The sequence below is a fragment of the Sphingomonas sp. DG1-23 genome (assembly GCF_030730875.1).
In the GTDB taxonomy this organism is placed as follows: Bacteria; Pseudomonadota; Alphaproteobacteria; order Sphingomonadales; family Sphingomonadaceae; genus Sphingomonas.
This window is the reverse complement of the sequence record NZ_JAVAMA010000004.1, coordinates 230,442-246,456: the sequence shown is the minus strand read 5'-3', so window position 1 is coordinate 246,456 and position 16,015 is coordinate 230,442. Positions and strand designations below refer to the sequence as shown.

Annotated in this window: 12 protein-coding genes; 6 read left to right on the top strand and 6 right to left on the bottom strand. The window is 66.3% G+C overall.

The window, feature by feature from the left end:
- Positions 1-5: 5 nt before the first annotated feature.
- Positions 6-2,390, bottom strand: a complete 2,385-nt coding sequence (locus Q9Q95_RS08695) for a glycoside hydrolase family 127 protein (RefSeq protein WP_306096027.1) — start codon at positions 2,388-2,390, stop codon at positions 6-8.
- A gap of 66 nt (positions 2,391-2,456) precedes the next feature.
- Positions 2,457-3,203 (bottom strand): FadR/GntR family transcriptional regulator, encoded by a 747-nt coding sequence (locus tag Q9Q95_RS08690; RefSeq protein WP_371876719.1) that lies wholly within the window; start codon positions 3,201-3,203, stop codon positions 2,457-2,459.
- A gap of 159 nt (positions 3,204-3,362) precedes the next feature.
- Here Q9Q95_RS08690 and Q9Q95_RS08685 point away from each other — a divergent pair, with 159 nt between their 5' ends.
- Genes Q9Q95_RS08685 through Q9Q95_RS08660 form a run of 6 tightly spaced genes read left to right on the top strand, consistent with a single transcriptional unit; the run spans position 3,363 to position 13,459 of the window.
- Positions 3,363-5,684: a DPP IV N-terminal domain-containing protein gene (locus tag Q9Q95_RS08685; RefSeq protein ID WP_306096025.1), complete on the top strand. Its 2,322-nt coding sequence runs from the start codon at positions 3,363-3,365 to the stop codon at positions 5,682-5,684.
- Positions 5,685-5,692: 8 nt separating this feature from the next.
- A complete protein-coding gene (locus Q9Q95_RS08680) occupies positions 5,693-8,434 on the top strand; it encodes a DUF5695 domain-containing protein (RefSeq protein ID WP_306096022.1) in 2,742 nt (913 codons plus the stop codon).
- Positions 8,434-10,242, top strand: coding sequence for an Svx/AvrXca family virulence/avirulence protein (locus Q9Q95_RS08675; RefSeq protein ID WP_306096021.1), 1,809 nt, complete (start codon positions 8,434-8,436; stop codon positions 10,240-10,242). Before Q9Q95_RS08680 ends, Q9Q95_RS08675 begins: the two co-directional genes overlap by 1 nt.
- 10 nt (positions 10,243-10,252) lie before the next feature.
- Positions 10,253-11,608, top strand: coding sequence for a peptide MFS transporter (locus Q9Q95_RS08670; protein ID WP_306096019.1), 1,356 nt, complete (start codon positions 10,253-10,255; stop codon positions 11,606-11,608).
- Positions 11,609-11,618: 10 nt separating this feature from the next.
- Positions 11,619-13,076, top strand: coding sequence for a glycerol-3-phosphate dehydrogenase (gene glpD / locus Q9Q95_RS08665; RefSeq protein ID WP_306096017.1), 1,458 nt, complete (start codon positions 11,619-11,621; stop codon positions 13,074-13,076).
- 50 nt (positions 13,077-13,126) lie between these two features.
- On the top strand, positions 13,127-13,459 hold the full coding sequence (locus Q9Q95_RS08660) for a PilZ domain-containing protein (RefSeq protein ID WP_306096015.1): 333 nt from the start codon (positions 13,127-13,129) through the stop codon (positions 13,457-13,459).
- 6 nt (positions 13,460-13,465) lie between these two features.
- Here Q9Q95_RS08660 and Q9Q95_RS08655 read toward each other — a convergent pair whose 3' ends face one another.
- From Q9Q95_RS08655 to Q9Q95_RS08640, 4 genes are read right to left on the bottom strand one after another with little or no spacing between them, the layout of a single operon-like run.
- Entirely contained in the window at positions 13,466-13,951 is a 486-nt protein-coding gene (locus Q9Q95_RS08655) for a DUF6644 family protein (RefSeq protein ID WP_306096014.1), read from the bottom strand.
- 3 nt (positions 13,952-13,954) lie between these two features.
- Positions 13,955-14,305, bottom strand: coding sequence for a DUF6152 family protein (locus tag Q9Q95_RS08650; RefSeq protein ID WP_306096012.1), 351 nt, complete (start codon positions 14,303-14,305; stop codon positions 13,955-13,957).
- 32 nt (positions 14,306-14,337) lie between these two features.
- Positions 14,338-15,360, bottom strand: a complete 1,023-nt coding sequence (locus Q9Q95_RS08645; protein WP_306096010.1) for a pectinesterase family protein — start codon at positions 15,358-15,360, stop codon at positions 14,338-14,340.
- 13 nt (positions 15,361-15,373) lie between these two features.
- Positions 15,374-15,973, bottom strand: coding sequence for a TIGR02466 family protein (locus Q9Q95_RS08640; protein WP_306096008.1), 600 nt, complete (start codon positions 15,971-15,973; stop codon positions 15,374-15,376).
- Between the last annotated feature and the right edge of the window lie 42 nt (positions 15,974-16,015).

The window sequence follows — 16,015 nt, the reverse complement described above, 5'->3', positions numbered from 1 at the left end:
CTCGCTCAAATTGCGGCACCCGCCTTGGCGGTAAACAGCCGCACTCCGAACACCGGACCCGCGGTGCTGCGATCATGCGGCACGATCCGCACCTGCACCGATTTCTTGCCCCTGGTCAGCGCCTCGGCGAGCGGATATTCGACGTCGAAGAACTTGCCGGGCTTGTCGTTGTCGAGCGTCTGGGTGGCGACCTTCACGTTATCGACCAATATGTCGAAGCCCCGCTTGCGCTCGCCGCCCCAATAGGTCGCCTGCAGGATCAGCGGCCCTTCCTTTGTCTTGAGCGCGAACTCGATGAACCCGCCCGAGCGCGCGTCGCGCCCCTGCCGGCCGCGATAGGTGACCGGATAGGAAATCTCGGAAGTGAGGTTGTGATCGCGCTCGGGCTGCATCTCGCCGAGGAACATGACGTCGACCGAGCGCGCAGCGATATCCTTGAGCCGGGTCTGCTCGGCGAGGAATGCCTTTTCCTCGGCCGCCCACGCGCTCTCCGAGAAGCGCTTGAAATAGGTCGCGCTGCGGCGGTTATACTGGCGATAGAAGGGCACGAACTGCAGATCCGCAGGGCGCACGATGCCGCGCGTGTTGAAGATGCCCTTGGCTGGATCGCTCGGCGTGAAGGCCGCAAGCAGATCGGCCCCGACCAGCGCCGGATCGGCCTGCTCCCATTTCACGTCTTTCGGTCCCAGGTCGGCCGAAAGCACCATCGGACCGCTGAGCACCGCAACCGTATTCTCGTCGCCCGGCGCGGATTCGATCCGCAGCTCGAGCGGCAGCGTGATCGACACCGTGTCGCCCGCCTTCCAGCGCCGGTTCACCACGGCATAGCCGCGCTCGAACACCGGCTGCGCAGGCTGGCCGTTGACCTTGACCGCCGCTTTGCCGGCCGCCCAGCCCGGTACGCGCAGCGCGACCGGGAAACGGCCGGCCTTGACCTTCGCGAAGGTCAGCGTGCTTTCGGGGGCGAACGGATAATTGGTGTCCAGCGTCAGCGAAGCATTGCGCTTCGCCCAGCTGGCGTCGGCCGGGATGTAGAGGTTGACGATCAGCCCGCCGGCATCGTCTTCCCAGAAGATCGACTCGCCGTGCTTGGAATGGACTTCCATGCCGCTGCCCACGCAGCACCAGAAGGCGTCATCGTCCACGGTGGAATAACCGCGCTCGGTACCGGTCATCAGCGGCGTCATATAGGTGAACCCGCCGGTCGCCGGATCCTGCGCCGACATCACGTGGTTGAGGTGGGCGCGCTCATAATAATCGAACAGCGCGCCGTCTGGCTGCCAGCCATAGAGATGCCGGGTCAGCTTGAGCATGTTGTAGGTGTTGCAATGCTCGCAGGTCTGCTCGGTGATGTGGTCGGCTACCGTATCCGGCGTGAAGAAATATTCGCGGTCGGCATTGCCGCCGATCACGAAGCTGTGATGCCCGGTCACCCGCTCCCAGAAGAAGGTCGCCGCGGTCCGGCGCTTCTCGTCGCCGGTGATGTCGTAGATTCGCGCCAGTCCGATCAGCTTGGGCACCTGCGTGTTGGCGTGGAAATTGGCGAGCTTGTCCTCGCGATTGCTCAGCGGATCGAGCACGCGATTGTCGTAGAGCGTCTCGGCCATCTTGAGCCAGCGCGGGTTGCCGGTGCGCTGGTGCATCTCGGCATAGCTCTCGTTGAGTCCGCCATATTCGCAGCCGAGCACTTCCTGCACCTGCGCCGGGGTGAGCGCGGCAAACACGCGCTCGAAATAACCGCCCAACCCTTCGACGACCGTCAGCGCTTTCTTGTTGCCCCACGCGCCATGGACGTCGAGCAGCCCCGCGAACAATTTGTGGACGGTGTAGAGCGGCGACCAGGAGCCGTTGAGATCGAATCCGCCGGACTTGATTTCGCCCTTCATCACTTCGCCGAAGATCTCTTCGCCGTCGACGACGGTACCGTCCTTGCGCTTGCGGCCGAGCGCGCCGACGTAACCCGTCCCGCGCTTGGCCTGCGCCTCGGCGAGTTCGTCGACGATGTAATCGGCGCGGGTGCGCATCTCCATATCGCCGGTCTGCTGCCAGGTGAGCACCAGCGCGGTAAGGTAATGGCCCAGCGTATGACCGGCGATCGTATCGCTCTCCCACCCGCCATAGATCGCGGCCTTGGGCTCGAGCCCGGCATATTTGCGGAAATTGTGGAGCAGCCGATCGGGGCTAAGCCGGTGGAGATACTTGCGGTTGACCTCGACCGCGGTGGCGTAATCCGACGGCCGCAACCGCACCGAAGCGAGCGGCAGCGGCTTGACCCCCTTCGGCGCGAACGCCCCGACCGCCGCAGCGCGTGCGATCCCCGTCTGCGCCGTCACCGCCAGCGCGGCAGCTCCGAACATCAATTCACGACGGGAAGCGCGCATCGTCTGCATCTCGATCTCCTGAATACCGTATACGATTACGCAGCGAGATTGAGAGCGTCAATCCCGCATTCCGGCCTAATCGTCGAGCAGCGAGTCCTCGGTATCCGCCAGCGCAAGGCGCACCAGTTCGGTCATCGCAGCACGCGCCGCCTCGACATCGCTGGCTGCGATCGCATCCAGCAAGGCGCGGTGATCCGGGATGGGATCACGCGGCAGCGCGCGCTTGCGCTGCTTGTAGATCGTCGTCCACGCGATCGCCGCGAGAATCGAGCTCGCCAGCGCGATCATCGCGTCGTTCCGGGTCGCCTCCATCATGATCATGTGAAAGCGCTGGTCGGCGAAGCGTCCCTTTTCGGTCGCCAGCCCGTGCAGCGCCATCGCATCAAGCGCCTCGCGCATCGCCGACAATTGCGTCTCGCTGCGGCGCTGCGCGGCAAACGCGGCGGCATTGGGCTCCACCACCATGCGCAGTTCGAACAGATCCGCCACGAATTTGGGGCTCGGCGCCGCTTCGAATTGCCACGCGAGCAAATCGGGATCGAGCAGGCTCCAGTGGCGCCGCGCCGCGACGCGCGTCCCGGCCTTGGGCCGGCTATCCACCAACCCCTTGGCGGCGAGCATGCGAAATGCCTCGCGGAGCGCCGGCCGCGAGATGCCGATCTGCTCGGCATAATCGAGTTCGCTCGGGAAAACATGCCCCTCGGGCAGCTCGCCCGACAGGATCATCACCGCGAGCTGCTGCGCCAGCGAGCCCTTGAGGCGCTGGGCGCTGAGGCTCTGCAGCATCGAGCCCTTCCTGATATGGGTGCCGTACTCAGCCAATCCCGCTCCCTCTCCGCCGACAACGCTATCGTATGCGCACGTAAATACAATCCGTCATACAATATACCGTATAATTTTCTTGAGCTGCGATATTCGCGTGATATGCATCTGCGAGGGAGGGCGCGAATGCCAGGCAATCGACATTGGAAGCCAAACCGTGTGGGAGCAGTGTTCGCGCTGGTCGCCATTCCGGTTGCATCGGCCCATGCCGGCCCGACGACAGGGCCGACCGTCGCCGAGCGCTATGCCCGTGCGGATCGCTATTTGCGGCCCGAACTCGATAAATTGATCGTCAATTCCGACCTGCGCGCGACCTTCACCCGCGACGGCACCGGCATCCTCTACCGGCTCGGCAGCGCAGGCGAGCGGGAGATCCGCTATCTCGATCTCGCCACCGGCCAATCGCGCCCGATCGTCGACGAGGTCCGGTTGGCCCGATTGCTCGCCGAGGCGACCGGCAAGGAAGTCGATCCAGCCGCACTCCGCCTCGACGATCCCGATTACAGCGCCAAAGACGGCGCGCTCACCTTCGGCGTCGCCGACAGGCAATGGACGCTGAATTCCGCCGGTACGCTGGTCGAAGCGAAGAAAGGCGATCCCGAGGGCGAAGGCGCGGTCTCGCCCGATGGCCGGTTCGAGATCGTCGCGCGCGACTTCAACCTGTTCGCGCGCGAGCGCAAGTCGGGCCGCGAAGTCGCGCTCACCACCGACGGGACGCGCGAACAGCCCTATGGCCGCAGCATCCCGCAGCTCGCCGACATCCTCAAGGCCGGCACCGAAGAGCCCAAGATGCCGGTGTCGGTGGTCTGGGCACCCGACAGCCGTCAGATACTGAGCTGGCGGCTCGACACGCGCGGCGTCGCGCGGCTGTCGATCACCCAGGAAAACCCGCCGGGCAGCTTCTATCCGCGCGGCTTCCAATACGTATACCCGCTCGCCGGCGCCGCGAAGCTGCCGCAGGCGACGCGGTTCACGGTCGACGTCGAGGATGCCCTGAAGCGCAGGCGCGCGCGGATCGTGCCGCTCGACATCCCTTCCGAATCGATCCTTTACCCGTCGCCGCCGGACATGGGCTGGGCGGGCGGCAAGGCGCGCGTGCAGTGGACCGAGCGCGGCTACAGGCAGCTCGTCGTTTATGAAGCCGATCCCAAAACCGGCAAATCGACCGTCACCGCGCGCGAGTCAGTCGCGCCGATCGTCACCGTGACGTCGAGCTATTTGCGGCCGGCTCCCGAGCTGGGCGGCGAGCTCGACGTGTCCGAACGCTCGGGCTGGGCGCAGCTCTATCTGATCCGCCCCGACGATCCCGATCGCGCGCTCCCGCTCACCCGCGGCGACTGGGAAGTGCTCGACGTGGCGCATATCGACGCGAAGGCGCGCACTTTGTTGCTCACCGGCGTCGGCCGCGAGCGTGATCGCAATCCCTATTATCGCGCACTCTATCGGGTCACTCTCGACGGCCAGCAGCCGCTATTGCTCACGCCCGAGCCGCTCGATCACGAGATCGAAGTATCGTCCGACGGCAAATGGTTCATCGACGCGATGTCGAGCCCGACCGCGCCGACCCGCACCGTCGTCCGCGACGCACGCGACGGCCGCATCGTCACCGAGCTCGCACGCGCCGATGCCAGCGCGCTGTTCGCGACCGGATATACCGCGCCCGAGCCGTTCGCCGGCCTCGCCGCGGACGGCAAGACCCGGCTCTACGGGATGATCTGGCGCCCGGCGAATTTCGATCCGAAGCGCAGCTATCCGATCATCGACGCCGTCTATACCGGCCCGACCACCACCAACGTGCCGACCAGCTGGAGCGGCGCGGTCACCGCGGGTGCGGGCAGCGTCGCGCAATTGGGCGCGATCGTGGTCAGTATCGACGGCACCGGCACCTCGCGCCGCGGCCAGGCCTTCCGCCTCCCCGCATACCAGAATCTCGGCGAGGTCGGGCTCGACGATCATATCGCGATGATTCGCCAAATGGCCGCGAAATACCCGTATATCGATGCCGGCCGCGTCGGCGTCTATGGCGGTTCGGCGGGCGGGTATGATGCCGCGCGCTTCGTGCTGCGCCGGCCGAATTTCTTCAAGGTCGCGGTTGCCTCGTCGGGCAATCACGATCTGCGCCTCGACAAGGCGTGGTGGCCCGAAGTCTCGATGGGCAATCCCGACGAGGCCGTGTGGGAGCGCAACTCCAACATGTCGGTGGCGAAGAATTTGCAGGGCAAGCTGCTGCTGATTCACGGCGACATCGACGACAATGTGCCGGTGACCGAGAGCCTCCGCCTCGCCAATGCGCTGATCACCGCCGGGCGCGACGTCGACGTGGTGATCCTGCCGAACACCACGCACCGCGTCGCCCAGCCCTTCTTCTGGCGCAAGCTGCGCGACTATTTCACCCGCCATCTGCTCGACGAGAAGCCGCCCGTGCTGCCGCTCCCGGCGCCCGCCCCTGCCATGCCTGCGATCGGCGCGGCCACCAAATGAGAGACATCATGCTGAACGCCCGCATCCTCGGCCCCGTGGCTCTTCTTCTCGCCGGCGCGTCGTCCGCCGTCTTCGTCCCGGCGCTGGTCGCGCAGGAGCAGCCCAAGCCGGTCTATCCGCCGATCCACACCACGCCGTACAAGGTCGGCAGTTTCGAGGTCGCTTTGCGCAGCGACACCCAGACGCTCGCACGCCTGTCGCCTGCGGCAGACCCGGCGTTCAGCTTCGTCCCCACCGCGCGCGAGCCCGAACGCGCCGGCGACGGCTACAATCATATCGGCGACCTCAATCTGCGCGTCCGCGCGCCCGGCGGCGAATGGCGCGACTTCGCCTCGGCGCACGCGCGCAAGCCGATCCGGCTGCTGCCCGCGACGGGCAGGGTGATCGCCGCGGCGGACATCACGAAGAGCATGGGCGCTGATGCTCCCTTCACGGTCGAGCGTCGCTGGGTGAACGAGGCTGGCCTGCTCGGGCTCCGCTTCCGAATCACCAACACGACCAAACAGCCGCTCGAGATCGGCGCGCTCGGCATGCCGATGGTGTTCGACAACATCATCACCGATCGCAACCTCGACCAGGCGCATGCCGAAGCTAGCTTCGTCGATCCCTATATCGGGCGCGACGCCGGCTATCTGCAGGTCACCCGGCTCAACGGCCAGGGCCCAGCGCTGCTGGTGCTGCCCGAGAAAGGCAGCGCGCTCGAATCCTGGGCGCCGCTCAAGAATCCGCGGGAGGCCAGGGAGTCGATCTTCACCGACAAGAGCCCGCGCGGCCAGACTTCCGAGGGGTTCTACGACTGGACCGTCCACAGCCTCGGCTATGCCGACCGCGAGTGGAAAGAAGCCGGCGAGCAGTGGAATGCGCCCACCGGCCGCACGCTCGCGCCGGGCCAGGCGATCGAGGTGGGCGTCCGCATGACCCAGACGCCGTCGATCCGCGCGATCGAAGGGACGCTGATCGCCAACAGGCGCCCGGTCGCGGTCGGCATTCCCGGTTACGTCGTCCCCACCGACCAGGCCGCGTCGCTGTTCGTCAAGGCGCCGAGCGCGATCCGCAAGATCGAGAGCTTCCCGGCGGGCGCGATCGAGGCAAGCCCCGCCGGCAATCAGAAAGGCTGGGCGAAGCTGACCGTGCGCGGCAAGCAATGGGGCCAGGTTCGCCTCACGCTCACTTATGCCGACGGGCAGGTGCAGACGGTCAGCTATTTCGTCACCAAGCCGCTCGATCAGACCATGGCCGATCTCGGCCGCTTCTCGACGACGCAGCAATGGTATGAGGGCAAGGGCGACAAGTTCGGTCGCTCACCAGCGATCCTGACCTGGGACAACGAAGCGAAAAAGATCGTCGACGTCGAGCCGCGCGTCTGGATCGCGGGGATGAGCGACGAAGGCGGCGGCGGCGCCTGGGTCGCGGCGACGATGAAGCAGCTCGACAATCCCGATCCGGCCGAGGTCGCCAAGATCGAGCGGATGGTCGACGAGACAGTGGTCGGCAACCTCCAGATCGCCGACGGCCCGCAGGCCGGCGCGGTCAAGAAGAGCCTGTTCTATTATGATCCCGCCAAATTCCCCGATCTCTACAAGGATGCCGACAAGTGGAAGTCGTGGACCTCGTGGAAGGAGAAGGACGCGAACGATCTCGGCCGCGCCTATAATTATCCGCACGTCGCAATTGGCCATTGGGTGCTCTATCGCACTGCGCGCAACCATCCGGGCACGGTCACCCGCCACGACTGGCGCTGGTATCTCGGCAAGGCCTACCAGACCACCGTCGCGATGATGCGCGACGCGCCTTATTATGCCGAGTTCGGGCTGATGGAGGGCGACGTGTTCGTCGACATCCTCAAGGATCTCAAGCGCGAGGGCCTGACGGCCGAGGCGACCGAGATGGAACGGCTGATGAAGAAGCGCGCCGATCACTGGCGCACGCTCAAATTCCCGTTCGGATCGGAAATGCCGTGGGATTCGACGGGCCAGCCCGAAGTCTATGCGTGGATGCGCTATTTCGGCTACCAGCCGCAGGCCGACGTCACGCGGGAAGTGATCCTCGGCTATGATCCGACGATCCCGAGCTGGGGCTATAACGGCAATGCCCGCCGTTATTGGGACTTCCTCTACGGCGGCAAATATCCGCGGATCGAGCGCCAGATCCACCATTACGGCTCAGCGCTGAACGCCGTCCCTTTGTTCGACGCCTATCGCCAGAACCCCACGGACCTGCATCTGCTGCGCGTCGCCTATGGCGGGATGATGGGCGGCATCACCAATATCGACCAGCAGGGATTCTCCTCCGCCGCGTTCCACGCCTGGCCCGACATGATGAAATGGGATCCCTATACCGGCGATTACGGCATGGGTTTCTATGGCCATGCGCTGACCGCGGCGACCTATCTCGTCAACGATCCGACCTTCGGCTGGCTCGGCTTCGGCGGCGAGGTGACGCACGGCAAGGACGGCGTGCAGATCCAGCCGAAGGACGGCGCACGCGCGCGCGTGTTCGTCGCGCCGGCAGGCGCGTGGATCACGCTCGACGCCGGCAAGATCGCCAATGTGGTCTACACGCCGGTGAACGGCGCGATCACGCTGATGCTCGATCCGGCGACCCCGACGACCCCCGCGGCGCGGCTGCGGATCGAAACCACGACACAAGGCGCGAAGGCGTTGACCCCCTCGACCGGCACATTGGAACGCGACGGCTATACCATCGCGCTCGGCAGCGCGCCGACCTTGGTCAAGCTCAGCCCGCGCTGATGCGGCTTCGCGTTACCGCCGCCGCCCTGGGGCTCGCGTTGGTCTCCGGCGGCGGTAGCGCGAGCGCTGCATGCGTCGCCGGCGCGTGGTCGCCGGTTGCCACCGATCCCGCGGATCCCAATGCGAAGCTGCCGCTGCGCTACGAGACGCCGCATTTCGCCTTCCATTGGACCGGCGATCTCGTGTCCACGCAGGTCGCCAAAGCGGCGGGCGAACATCTCGAGGCCGTCTGGTCCTATTTCATCGGCACGCTCGATTTCCCCGAGCCCGATTGCGTCACCGCCACCAAGCGTAAGACCAATGTCTTCATCGACGCCAGCTACGGCCTGACCGGCGGAGTCGACGATGCCGGCAATATCGGCATGTGGATCGGGCCCGGCGGGCTCAAGGACCGCTTCGGCCTCGCCCACGAGTTGACCCATTCGCTGCAGGGCGGCACCGGATCGTTCCGCGATACGCCTTTTGGCGGCTGGCTGTGGGAGAGCCACGCCAACTGGATGACCACCCAGCTTCCCGAATTCCGCGGCAACACCCATTGCTCGGTGCTGTCGGTCAATTACCCGCATCTCTATTACGGCTCGAGCCGGGTGCGGTACTGCAACTGGCAGTTCCTCGAATATCTGAAGAACCGCTTCGGCTACGCCGTGGTCAACGACATCTGGCGCAAGGCTCCCGGACAGGGAAGCGCTGGCGCGGACCGGGCCGATCCGATCGAAGTGCTGATGCGCAATCAGGGCTGGACTCTGACGCAGCTCAACGACGCATTCGGCGACTGGGCGATGCACAATGCCCATTGGGACTATACCAATCCGGACGGATCCGATCAGGGCGCGATCTATCGCCGCGAATATGGCGGCTACGAACCGCAGACCGGCGACCGGCTGTTGCGCACGACATTGCTGGATCCGCTCGATCTGGCGAAGCGTCGCTTCGCCGTTCCTGCGGCGTGGGCGCCGCAACGCTGGGGTTACAATTTGGTCAGGTTGGCCCCCGATACCGGCGCGACCCGCGTCACCGCCACGTTCCGCGGCGTCGTGCAGCGCGCCTCGGCCACCACCAAACTGCCCGGCCTTGCCGACGAACCCGCCGCGATCCCCGCCCCCGCCCCGGACTGGCGCTGGGGCCTGATCGCAGTCGATGTCGCCGGCAAGAGCCGCTATTCGCCGCTCCAGCGCGGTGCCGATGCCGAGACGACGCTGGCGCTCCGGCCTGACGACCAGGGCCTGTACCTGATCGTCGTCGCCACCCCCGCGCAATTCCAGCATATCCGCTGGGAACAGCCTTGGCACTCGATCTACCGCTATCCGTGGATGGTCCAGTTCGCGGGTGCCACGCCCGTGGCTCTCGCGCCGATTGCGGGCGGCCATCGGCATAAGAATGGCGGCGGCTGGGTCGCGGCGGGCGCCAAGGTCGACGCATCCGCTTATGTCGGTCCCTATGCGCGGGTGCTTTCGGGCAGCGTGCGCGATCAGGCGCAGGTGGAGGACCATGCCGTGATCGATGGCGGAGAGCTGTTCGGCCGCGCCCGCGTCTCGGCGCTGTCGGTGATCCGCGGCAATACGATCGTGAAAGACGACGCCCGCGTCGCCACGACCTTTCTGGGCATCGGCGAATATGAGAAGAACATCGTGCTTTCGGGCACCGCGCAGCTGATCGGCGATGTCGAGCAACGCGGCGCGTCCTTCGCCCGCGGCGCCTATTCTGGCTTCGTCGATCAGGCGGCGGCGAGCGATCCGAAGCGCGGCGCCGACCTGACCGGCGCGCCCGCCGAAGTCACCGCGAAACCGAATTATGTCTGGCGCAAATGAGGTGGCGACGATGACTGACAGCACTATACCCCGCGCCGCCCACCCCAAGGGTCTCGCTTTTCTCGCGGCGACCGAGCTGGCCGAACGTTTCTCTTATTACGGGATGACCGGACTTCTCGCGCTCTATCTGGTCAAGCAATTGCTCCTGCCCGATCATGCCGGGCAAGTCCTTGGGCTCGCGCAGCTGCGCGGCCTCTTCGAACTGCGCGGCCCGATATCGAACCAGGCTTTCGCCTCGCTGATCTTCGGCTGGTATAGCGGACTGGTCTATTTCACCCCGATCCTCGGCGGGTTACTCGCCGATCGCTGGCTGGGCGCACGGCGGACGGTGATCCTCGGCGCGTTGCTGATGAGCGCAGGGCATCTGGCTATGTCGTTCGATACGACCTTTCTCGTCGCTCTGGTGATGCTGATCCTCGGCTCGGGCTGCCTCAAGGGCAATATCGCGGCGCAGGTCGGCGCGCTCTACCCCGCCGAAGCCGAATCGCTGCGCGCCCGCGGCTTCACGCTCTATGCGACCGGCATCAATATCGGCGCGGTGCTCGGACCGCTGGGCGCGGGGAGCGTCGCGGCGATCTATGGGTGGCATGCGGGTTTCGCGCTCGCCGCCGCAGTGATGCTGGTGGCCTTCTGCATCTATCTCGCCGGACAGCGTCATTTCGTCGATGTCGAGCCGAAACGAGTCGACCATGTCGCCCTGCCGCCGCTGACCGCGCACGAACGGCGGCGGACCTGGGCGCTGATCGGCCTGATCGCGCTTACCATCCCGGCGAACATCGCCTATCCGATGATCTGGAACATCGGGATCGTCTGGATCGATCAGCATGTCGACTTGCTCTCGCCGTTCGGCGCCGTCCCGGCGAGCTGGTTCAATTCAGTCGAGGCCTTTTCGAGCATTGCCATCGCGACGCCGCTCGTAGCGCTCTGGGCGTGGCAGGCGCGGCGCGGGCGCGAGCCGGGCAGCATCGCCAAGATGGGCATCGGATCGGTGATCATCGGCGCCTCGGCACTGCTCTTCGCGCTGGGCTGCGCCACCGCGGGGGCGGACGGCCGAGTTTCGGTGCTTTGGGCGCTCGCCGGCTTCTTCGGCATGGGCGTGGCGTTCATGTGGTTCTGGCCGATCCTGCTCGCATTGATCTCGCAGGCGGCGCCCGAGCGCTTCACCTCGACCTTGATGGGCGGCGCCTATCTCTCGCTGTTCGTCGGGTCGACGCTGATGGGCTGGGTCGGGGGTTTCTACGATCAGATGAGCAATGCCGGCTTCTGGATCCTCGATGCGGCGATCGCCTTTGGCGGCGCGCTGCTGATCTTCCTCGTCCGCAAGCCGCTGCAACACTTGCTCGATCCCGCTTCGGATTTGCTCTAGCGATGTCGCGGTGGCGTACGACCTCCTCATCGTCGGCGGCGGGATCAATGGCTGCGCGATCGCCCGCGAGGCATCGCTCGCCGGCCTGAAGGTCCTGCTGGTCGAAAAAGACGATATCGCCAGCCACACCTCCTCGGCCTCGACCAAGCTGATCCATGGCGGGCTGCGTTATCTCGAAACGTACGAGTTCCGCCTCGTCCGCGAAGCGCTCCACGAACGCGAGCGGCTGCTCGAAGCCGCACCGCACCTGATCCGACCGCTCACCTTCGTGCTGCCGCATGCCCATTCGGTGCGGCCGTGGTGGGTCGTCCGCACCGGGCTGTGGCTCTATGATATGCTCGCCGGCCGATCTTCGCTGCCGCGCTCGCGCAGCCTGAGACCCACCGACACCGCGTTCACTGCCCCCCTCGCCGGCGAGCATCGCGGGTTCGTCTATTCGGACGCGTGGGTCGACGACTCCCGCCTCACCCTCGCCAATGCCCTCGACGCCGCCGCCCACGGCACCGAAGTCGCGACGCGTACCGAACTCCTCTCCACCGATCGCGCCGGCGACATATGGCGCGCGCGCCTGTCCGACGGACGCGTCGTGGAGGCGCGAGGACTGGTCAACGCCGCCGGACCTTGGGTGCGAACGATTCTCAATACGCTATCTATTGCGACTCTGTCGCAGGTTCGTCTCGTCAAAGGCAGCCATATCGTCGTGCCGCGGCTGTTCGAAGGCGACCATGCCTATATCCTCCAGCAGCCCGACCGGCGGATCGTCTTCGCCATCCCCTATGAGGGCGGCTTCACCGAGATCGGCACCACCGACATACCCGTCGAGCGCCCCGAAGATGCGGTCTGTTCGCAAGAGGAGATCCAATATCTCTGCGACGCGGTGAACCGCTATTTCACGCGACAGGTCTCGCCCGCCGATATTGTGTGGAGCTGGTCCGGCGTGCGCCCGCTTCATGACGACGGCGCCGACCGGGCGCAGGCAGTCACCCGCGATTACGTGCTCGAGCTCGACGGCGAAGGCCCGCCGCTTCTCTCGGTCTTCGGCGGCAAGATCACTACCGCCCGCGCGCTTGCCGAAGAGGCGATGGACAAGATCGGCCCGCTGCTCGGCATCGCGCCGCGTTGCCGCACGCGTGCGCGGGCCTTTCCCGGCGGGATGATCGCGGGGTTCGATCTGCATCTCGATCATGTCCGGGCGCGCTGGCCGTTTCTCGGCGAGGATCGCGCGCGGCGGATGGCGCATGCCTATGGCACCTTGATCGGCGAGTTGCTCGGCGACGCGCGCGACGAAGCGGCGATGGGCCGAGCGTTCGGCGCGGGCCTGACCGAGATCGAGGCGCGCTGGATGCACGACCGCGAATGGGCGCGCTCCCCCGACGACGCGCTGTTCCGCCGCTCGAAGCTCGGGCTGCACCTGACCGACGCCGAGCGCGACGCATTTACCCGGTGGTGGACTGCAACATTCGCTTAACCACTTGTTGATAACTGCTCCCTAGCGTTTCCGCCGGGGGCAGGACGAACATGGCAACGAGGCTTTCGCAGTATCGAACGGTAGGACCTGCGCTCGTCGAACAGCGCAGCGCGCCGCGTCACCGTATCCTTGTCAGCCGCGCCACCGTCCGCAAACAGGGTGAAGCCGCGGTCGAAGCCACGCTCGACGATCTCTCGGTCTATGGCTGCCGCCTCGCCTGCGCCGGCGAACATCCCGAAGGCGAACGCCTGTGGCTGCGCCTTCATGGCGGCCTGCCGATCGCCGCGACGGTGGTGTGGAACGACGGTGACACTATCGGCTGCCGCTTCGACGCACCGATCGAACGCAGCCTGATGCGTTCACTGACCCTCGTCATCTGCTGACCCGGCTCAGCTATAGGCGATCAGGCGCCCCAACGCTCCCACGCCCAGCCACATCGCCAGCGACCCCAGCGCGCTCGCTCGCCCGATCAGCGGCGGCACCTCTTCGCCGGCTTCGACCCGCCGCTGCCACACCAGCCGGAACAGCAGCGCATTTGCGAGCGCGAGCGCGATCAGCACCAGCTTGCGGTGAAAGGTCACCGAGCGCGCCAGTGCCGTGCCATCGGCTGCGAACAACACCGTCCCGCTAGTCGCCAGCAGCGCCAGCCCGACAAGCGCAATCGGCGTCAGCGCACGCGACAACGCGGCGGCAGGCAGGCCGCGCCAGAATCCGGCGAGCCGCAGATCGACCACGCCGATACCGCCGACCAGCATCACCAGCCCGAGCAGGTGCAAGCTGTTCACCAGCGGATAGACCCACGCGCTGCCCTTCGCCCATTGCCCCACGCCGATCGCGTCGAGCCATGAAGCGAAGGTCAGCAGCGCTGCGTCCACGCCTCAGCGCAGCTCGATCGTCTTGCCGCCGGCCTGGACGCGCTCGATCCGCATCTCGGCGGTACCGTCCTTGCGGGCATAGCCGGTCAGGGTCACCGTCTGGCCCTTGTCGATCATCGCCGCGGTCAGCCCGCGCGCTTCCATTCGGGCGACCGGCGCGAGCACGACATGCCATTGCTTGCCCTGCCAGCGCATCTCGGCGCTGCCGTGCGGATTGGACCAGGCGACCTTTTGCAGCGCGCCGGTGACGGTGAGCGGCTTGCTCTCGTCGTACGAACTCCAGCCGTGATGCGCGAGCGCTGCAGCCGGGATGGTGACCGCCAGCGCCGCGGCGAACAAGGTGATGCGAGACATCGCTTCCTCCAGACGCCCCCCGCCGCAGCACCCTAACCCAAACCGTTCCAATCGCCGAGTATGTTCGTGCGCGTGAATTGCGCTGCCTCCGTCGCGCTCAGGAAGCGCCGCGTCGGCGAAGCGGGCCCCGCCCCTGGCCCGCGGCTGGCATGTTCGTACAACCGCGCTTCCTGGGGAGGAAGCCGGCGCTGCCCGCCGTCGGGGCCTTTATAGCCCATCCACGTCCAGCCCGCGCGCTTGATGTGCGCGCCCATCCAGCAATCCAGAAACACCGATTGCCCGGTCAGCTTCATGTCGCCGCCCGCGCGCCACGGCCGGCCGAGCCAGGTCGAACGGGCGCGGACGCCGGGCTCGTGGGTCAGGCGGCAATGCGAGAAGACCAGTCCGAAAGGCTGGTCCAGCGGCGTGCTCGGCGCAGTCAGATAGCCGAATTCGGGAACGTTCGGGACGAAGCGGGTGACGATCTCGCAGCGCTCGAACCAAGCCGCCGCGCCGCCGAAGATGAAATCTACGCCGCCGGCGATCCGGCAGTCGGCGATCCGCGACCGGCCCTGCACGTAGAGCGTGTCCTGATAGCCTTCGAGCCAGCAATGCTCGATCAGCGTCCGGTCGGCTTCGCGCCCGATCACCAGCGCCACGGCCTGCGCGCCATTGCCGGCGCTGTCGCGCTTCGCACCGATATAATCGAAGCTGTTGCGGATGGTGAGGTTGCGAAGCGTCGTTCCCGGCGCGGCCAGCGTCAGCGTGCCGGTGCGCCCGGTGCCCGTATTGGCGCCGTCGGGGTGCTTGAGCCCGGCATAGCTGCCGAAGCTGAGTACGGTGTTCCGCCCGCTTCCGACGATCGTGACGTTGGGAACGGTGATCGTCGGCTTCTCGACCAAGGCGCCTTCGCGCACCAATATCCGAAAGGGACGCCCCCCCGCCACCGCGGCCTGATCGAGCGCCTTGCCGAGCGTGCCGGTGCGCGGATCGACGATCGCGTCCCATTGCTCCCCGGCGCGCGCCGCCGCCGGAAGCATCAGCACACCGGCGAGCAACGTCCGTCGATCGACCATGTCCCCCCTCCCGCTACCAGCGATAGTTGAAGCTCACGCTGATCCTCTTGCCCTTGCCCGATCCGGGCGGCACCTCATGCCGCAGCCAGCTCTCCCAGAGCAGCACCGTACCCGGCTCGGGCACCACCTCGACGAAGCTGCGCAGCGCCTCGGCGACATCGGCGCGCCGCGGCGGCGCCGCCATCATCATCGCCAGCCGCGGATCCTCGAGCCGCAGCCCGCGCGCGCCCGAGGGCAGCGCGACATAGACCGTTCCCGAGACCACGCTGTGCGGATGGACATGCCCGCTATGCCCGCCGCCACCGTTCAGGACATTGACCCACAGGCTGTCGAGCTTGAGCTTCCTGCCGCCCAGATCGAACCCGCAGGCCTCGGCGAACTTCGCGACATGCTTGTCGAGCAGGCGCTTCAAATCGGCGAATGCGGGATCGCGAATCGGCAGATCGTCGAGCGAGGCGTAGGAGGTATAGCCCTGATAGCCATGCTCCTTCGCCCAGCTGCGCCCCGCCCGATCGTCCTGGGCGAGCTGAAGGCACGAGGCTTCGAGCTCCTCGATCAACGCGTCGTCGCCGAGCTTCTGCTGATAGAGCAGCGTGGAAAAAAGCGTGCGCACCAGCCCTACCCCGTCATCCCGGCGAACGCCGGGACGACGATC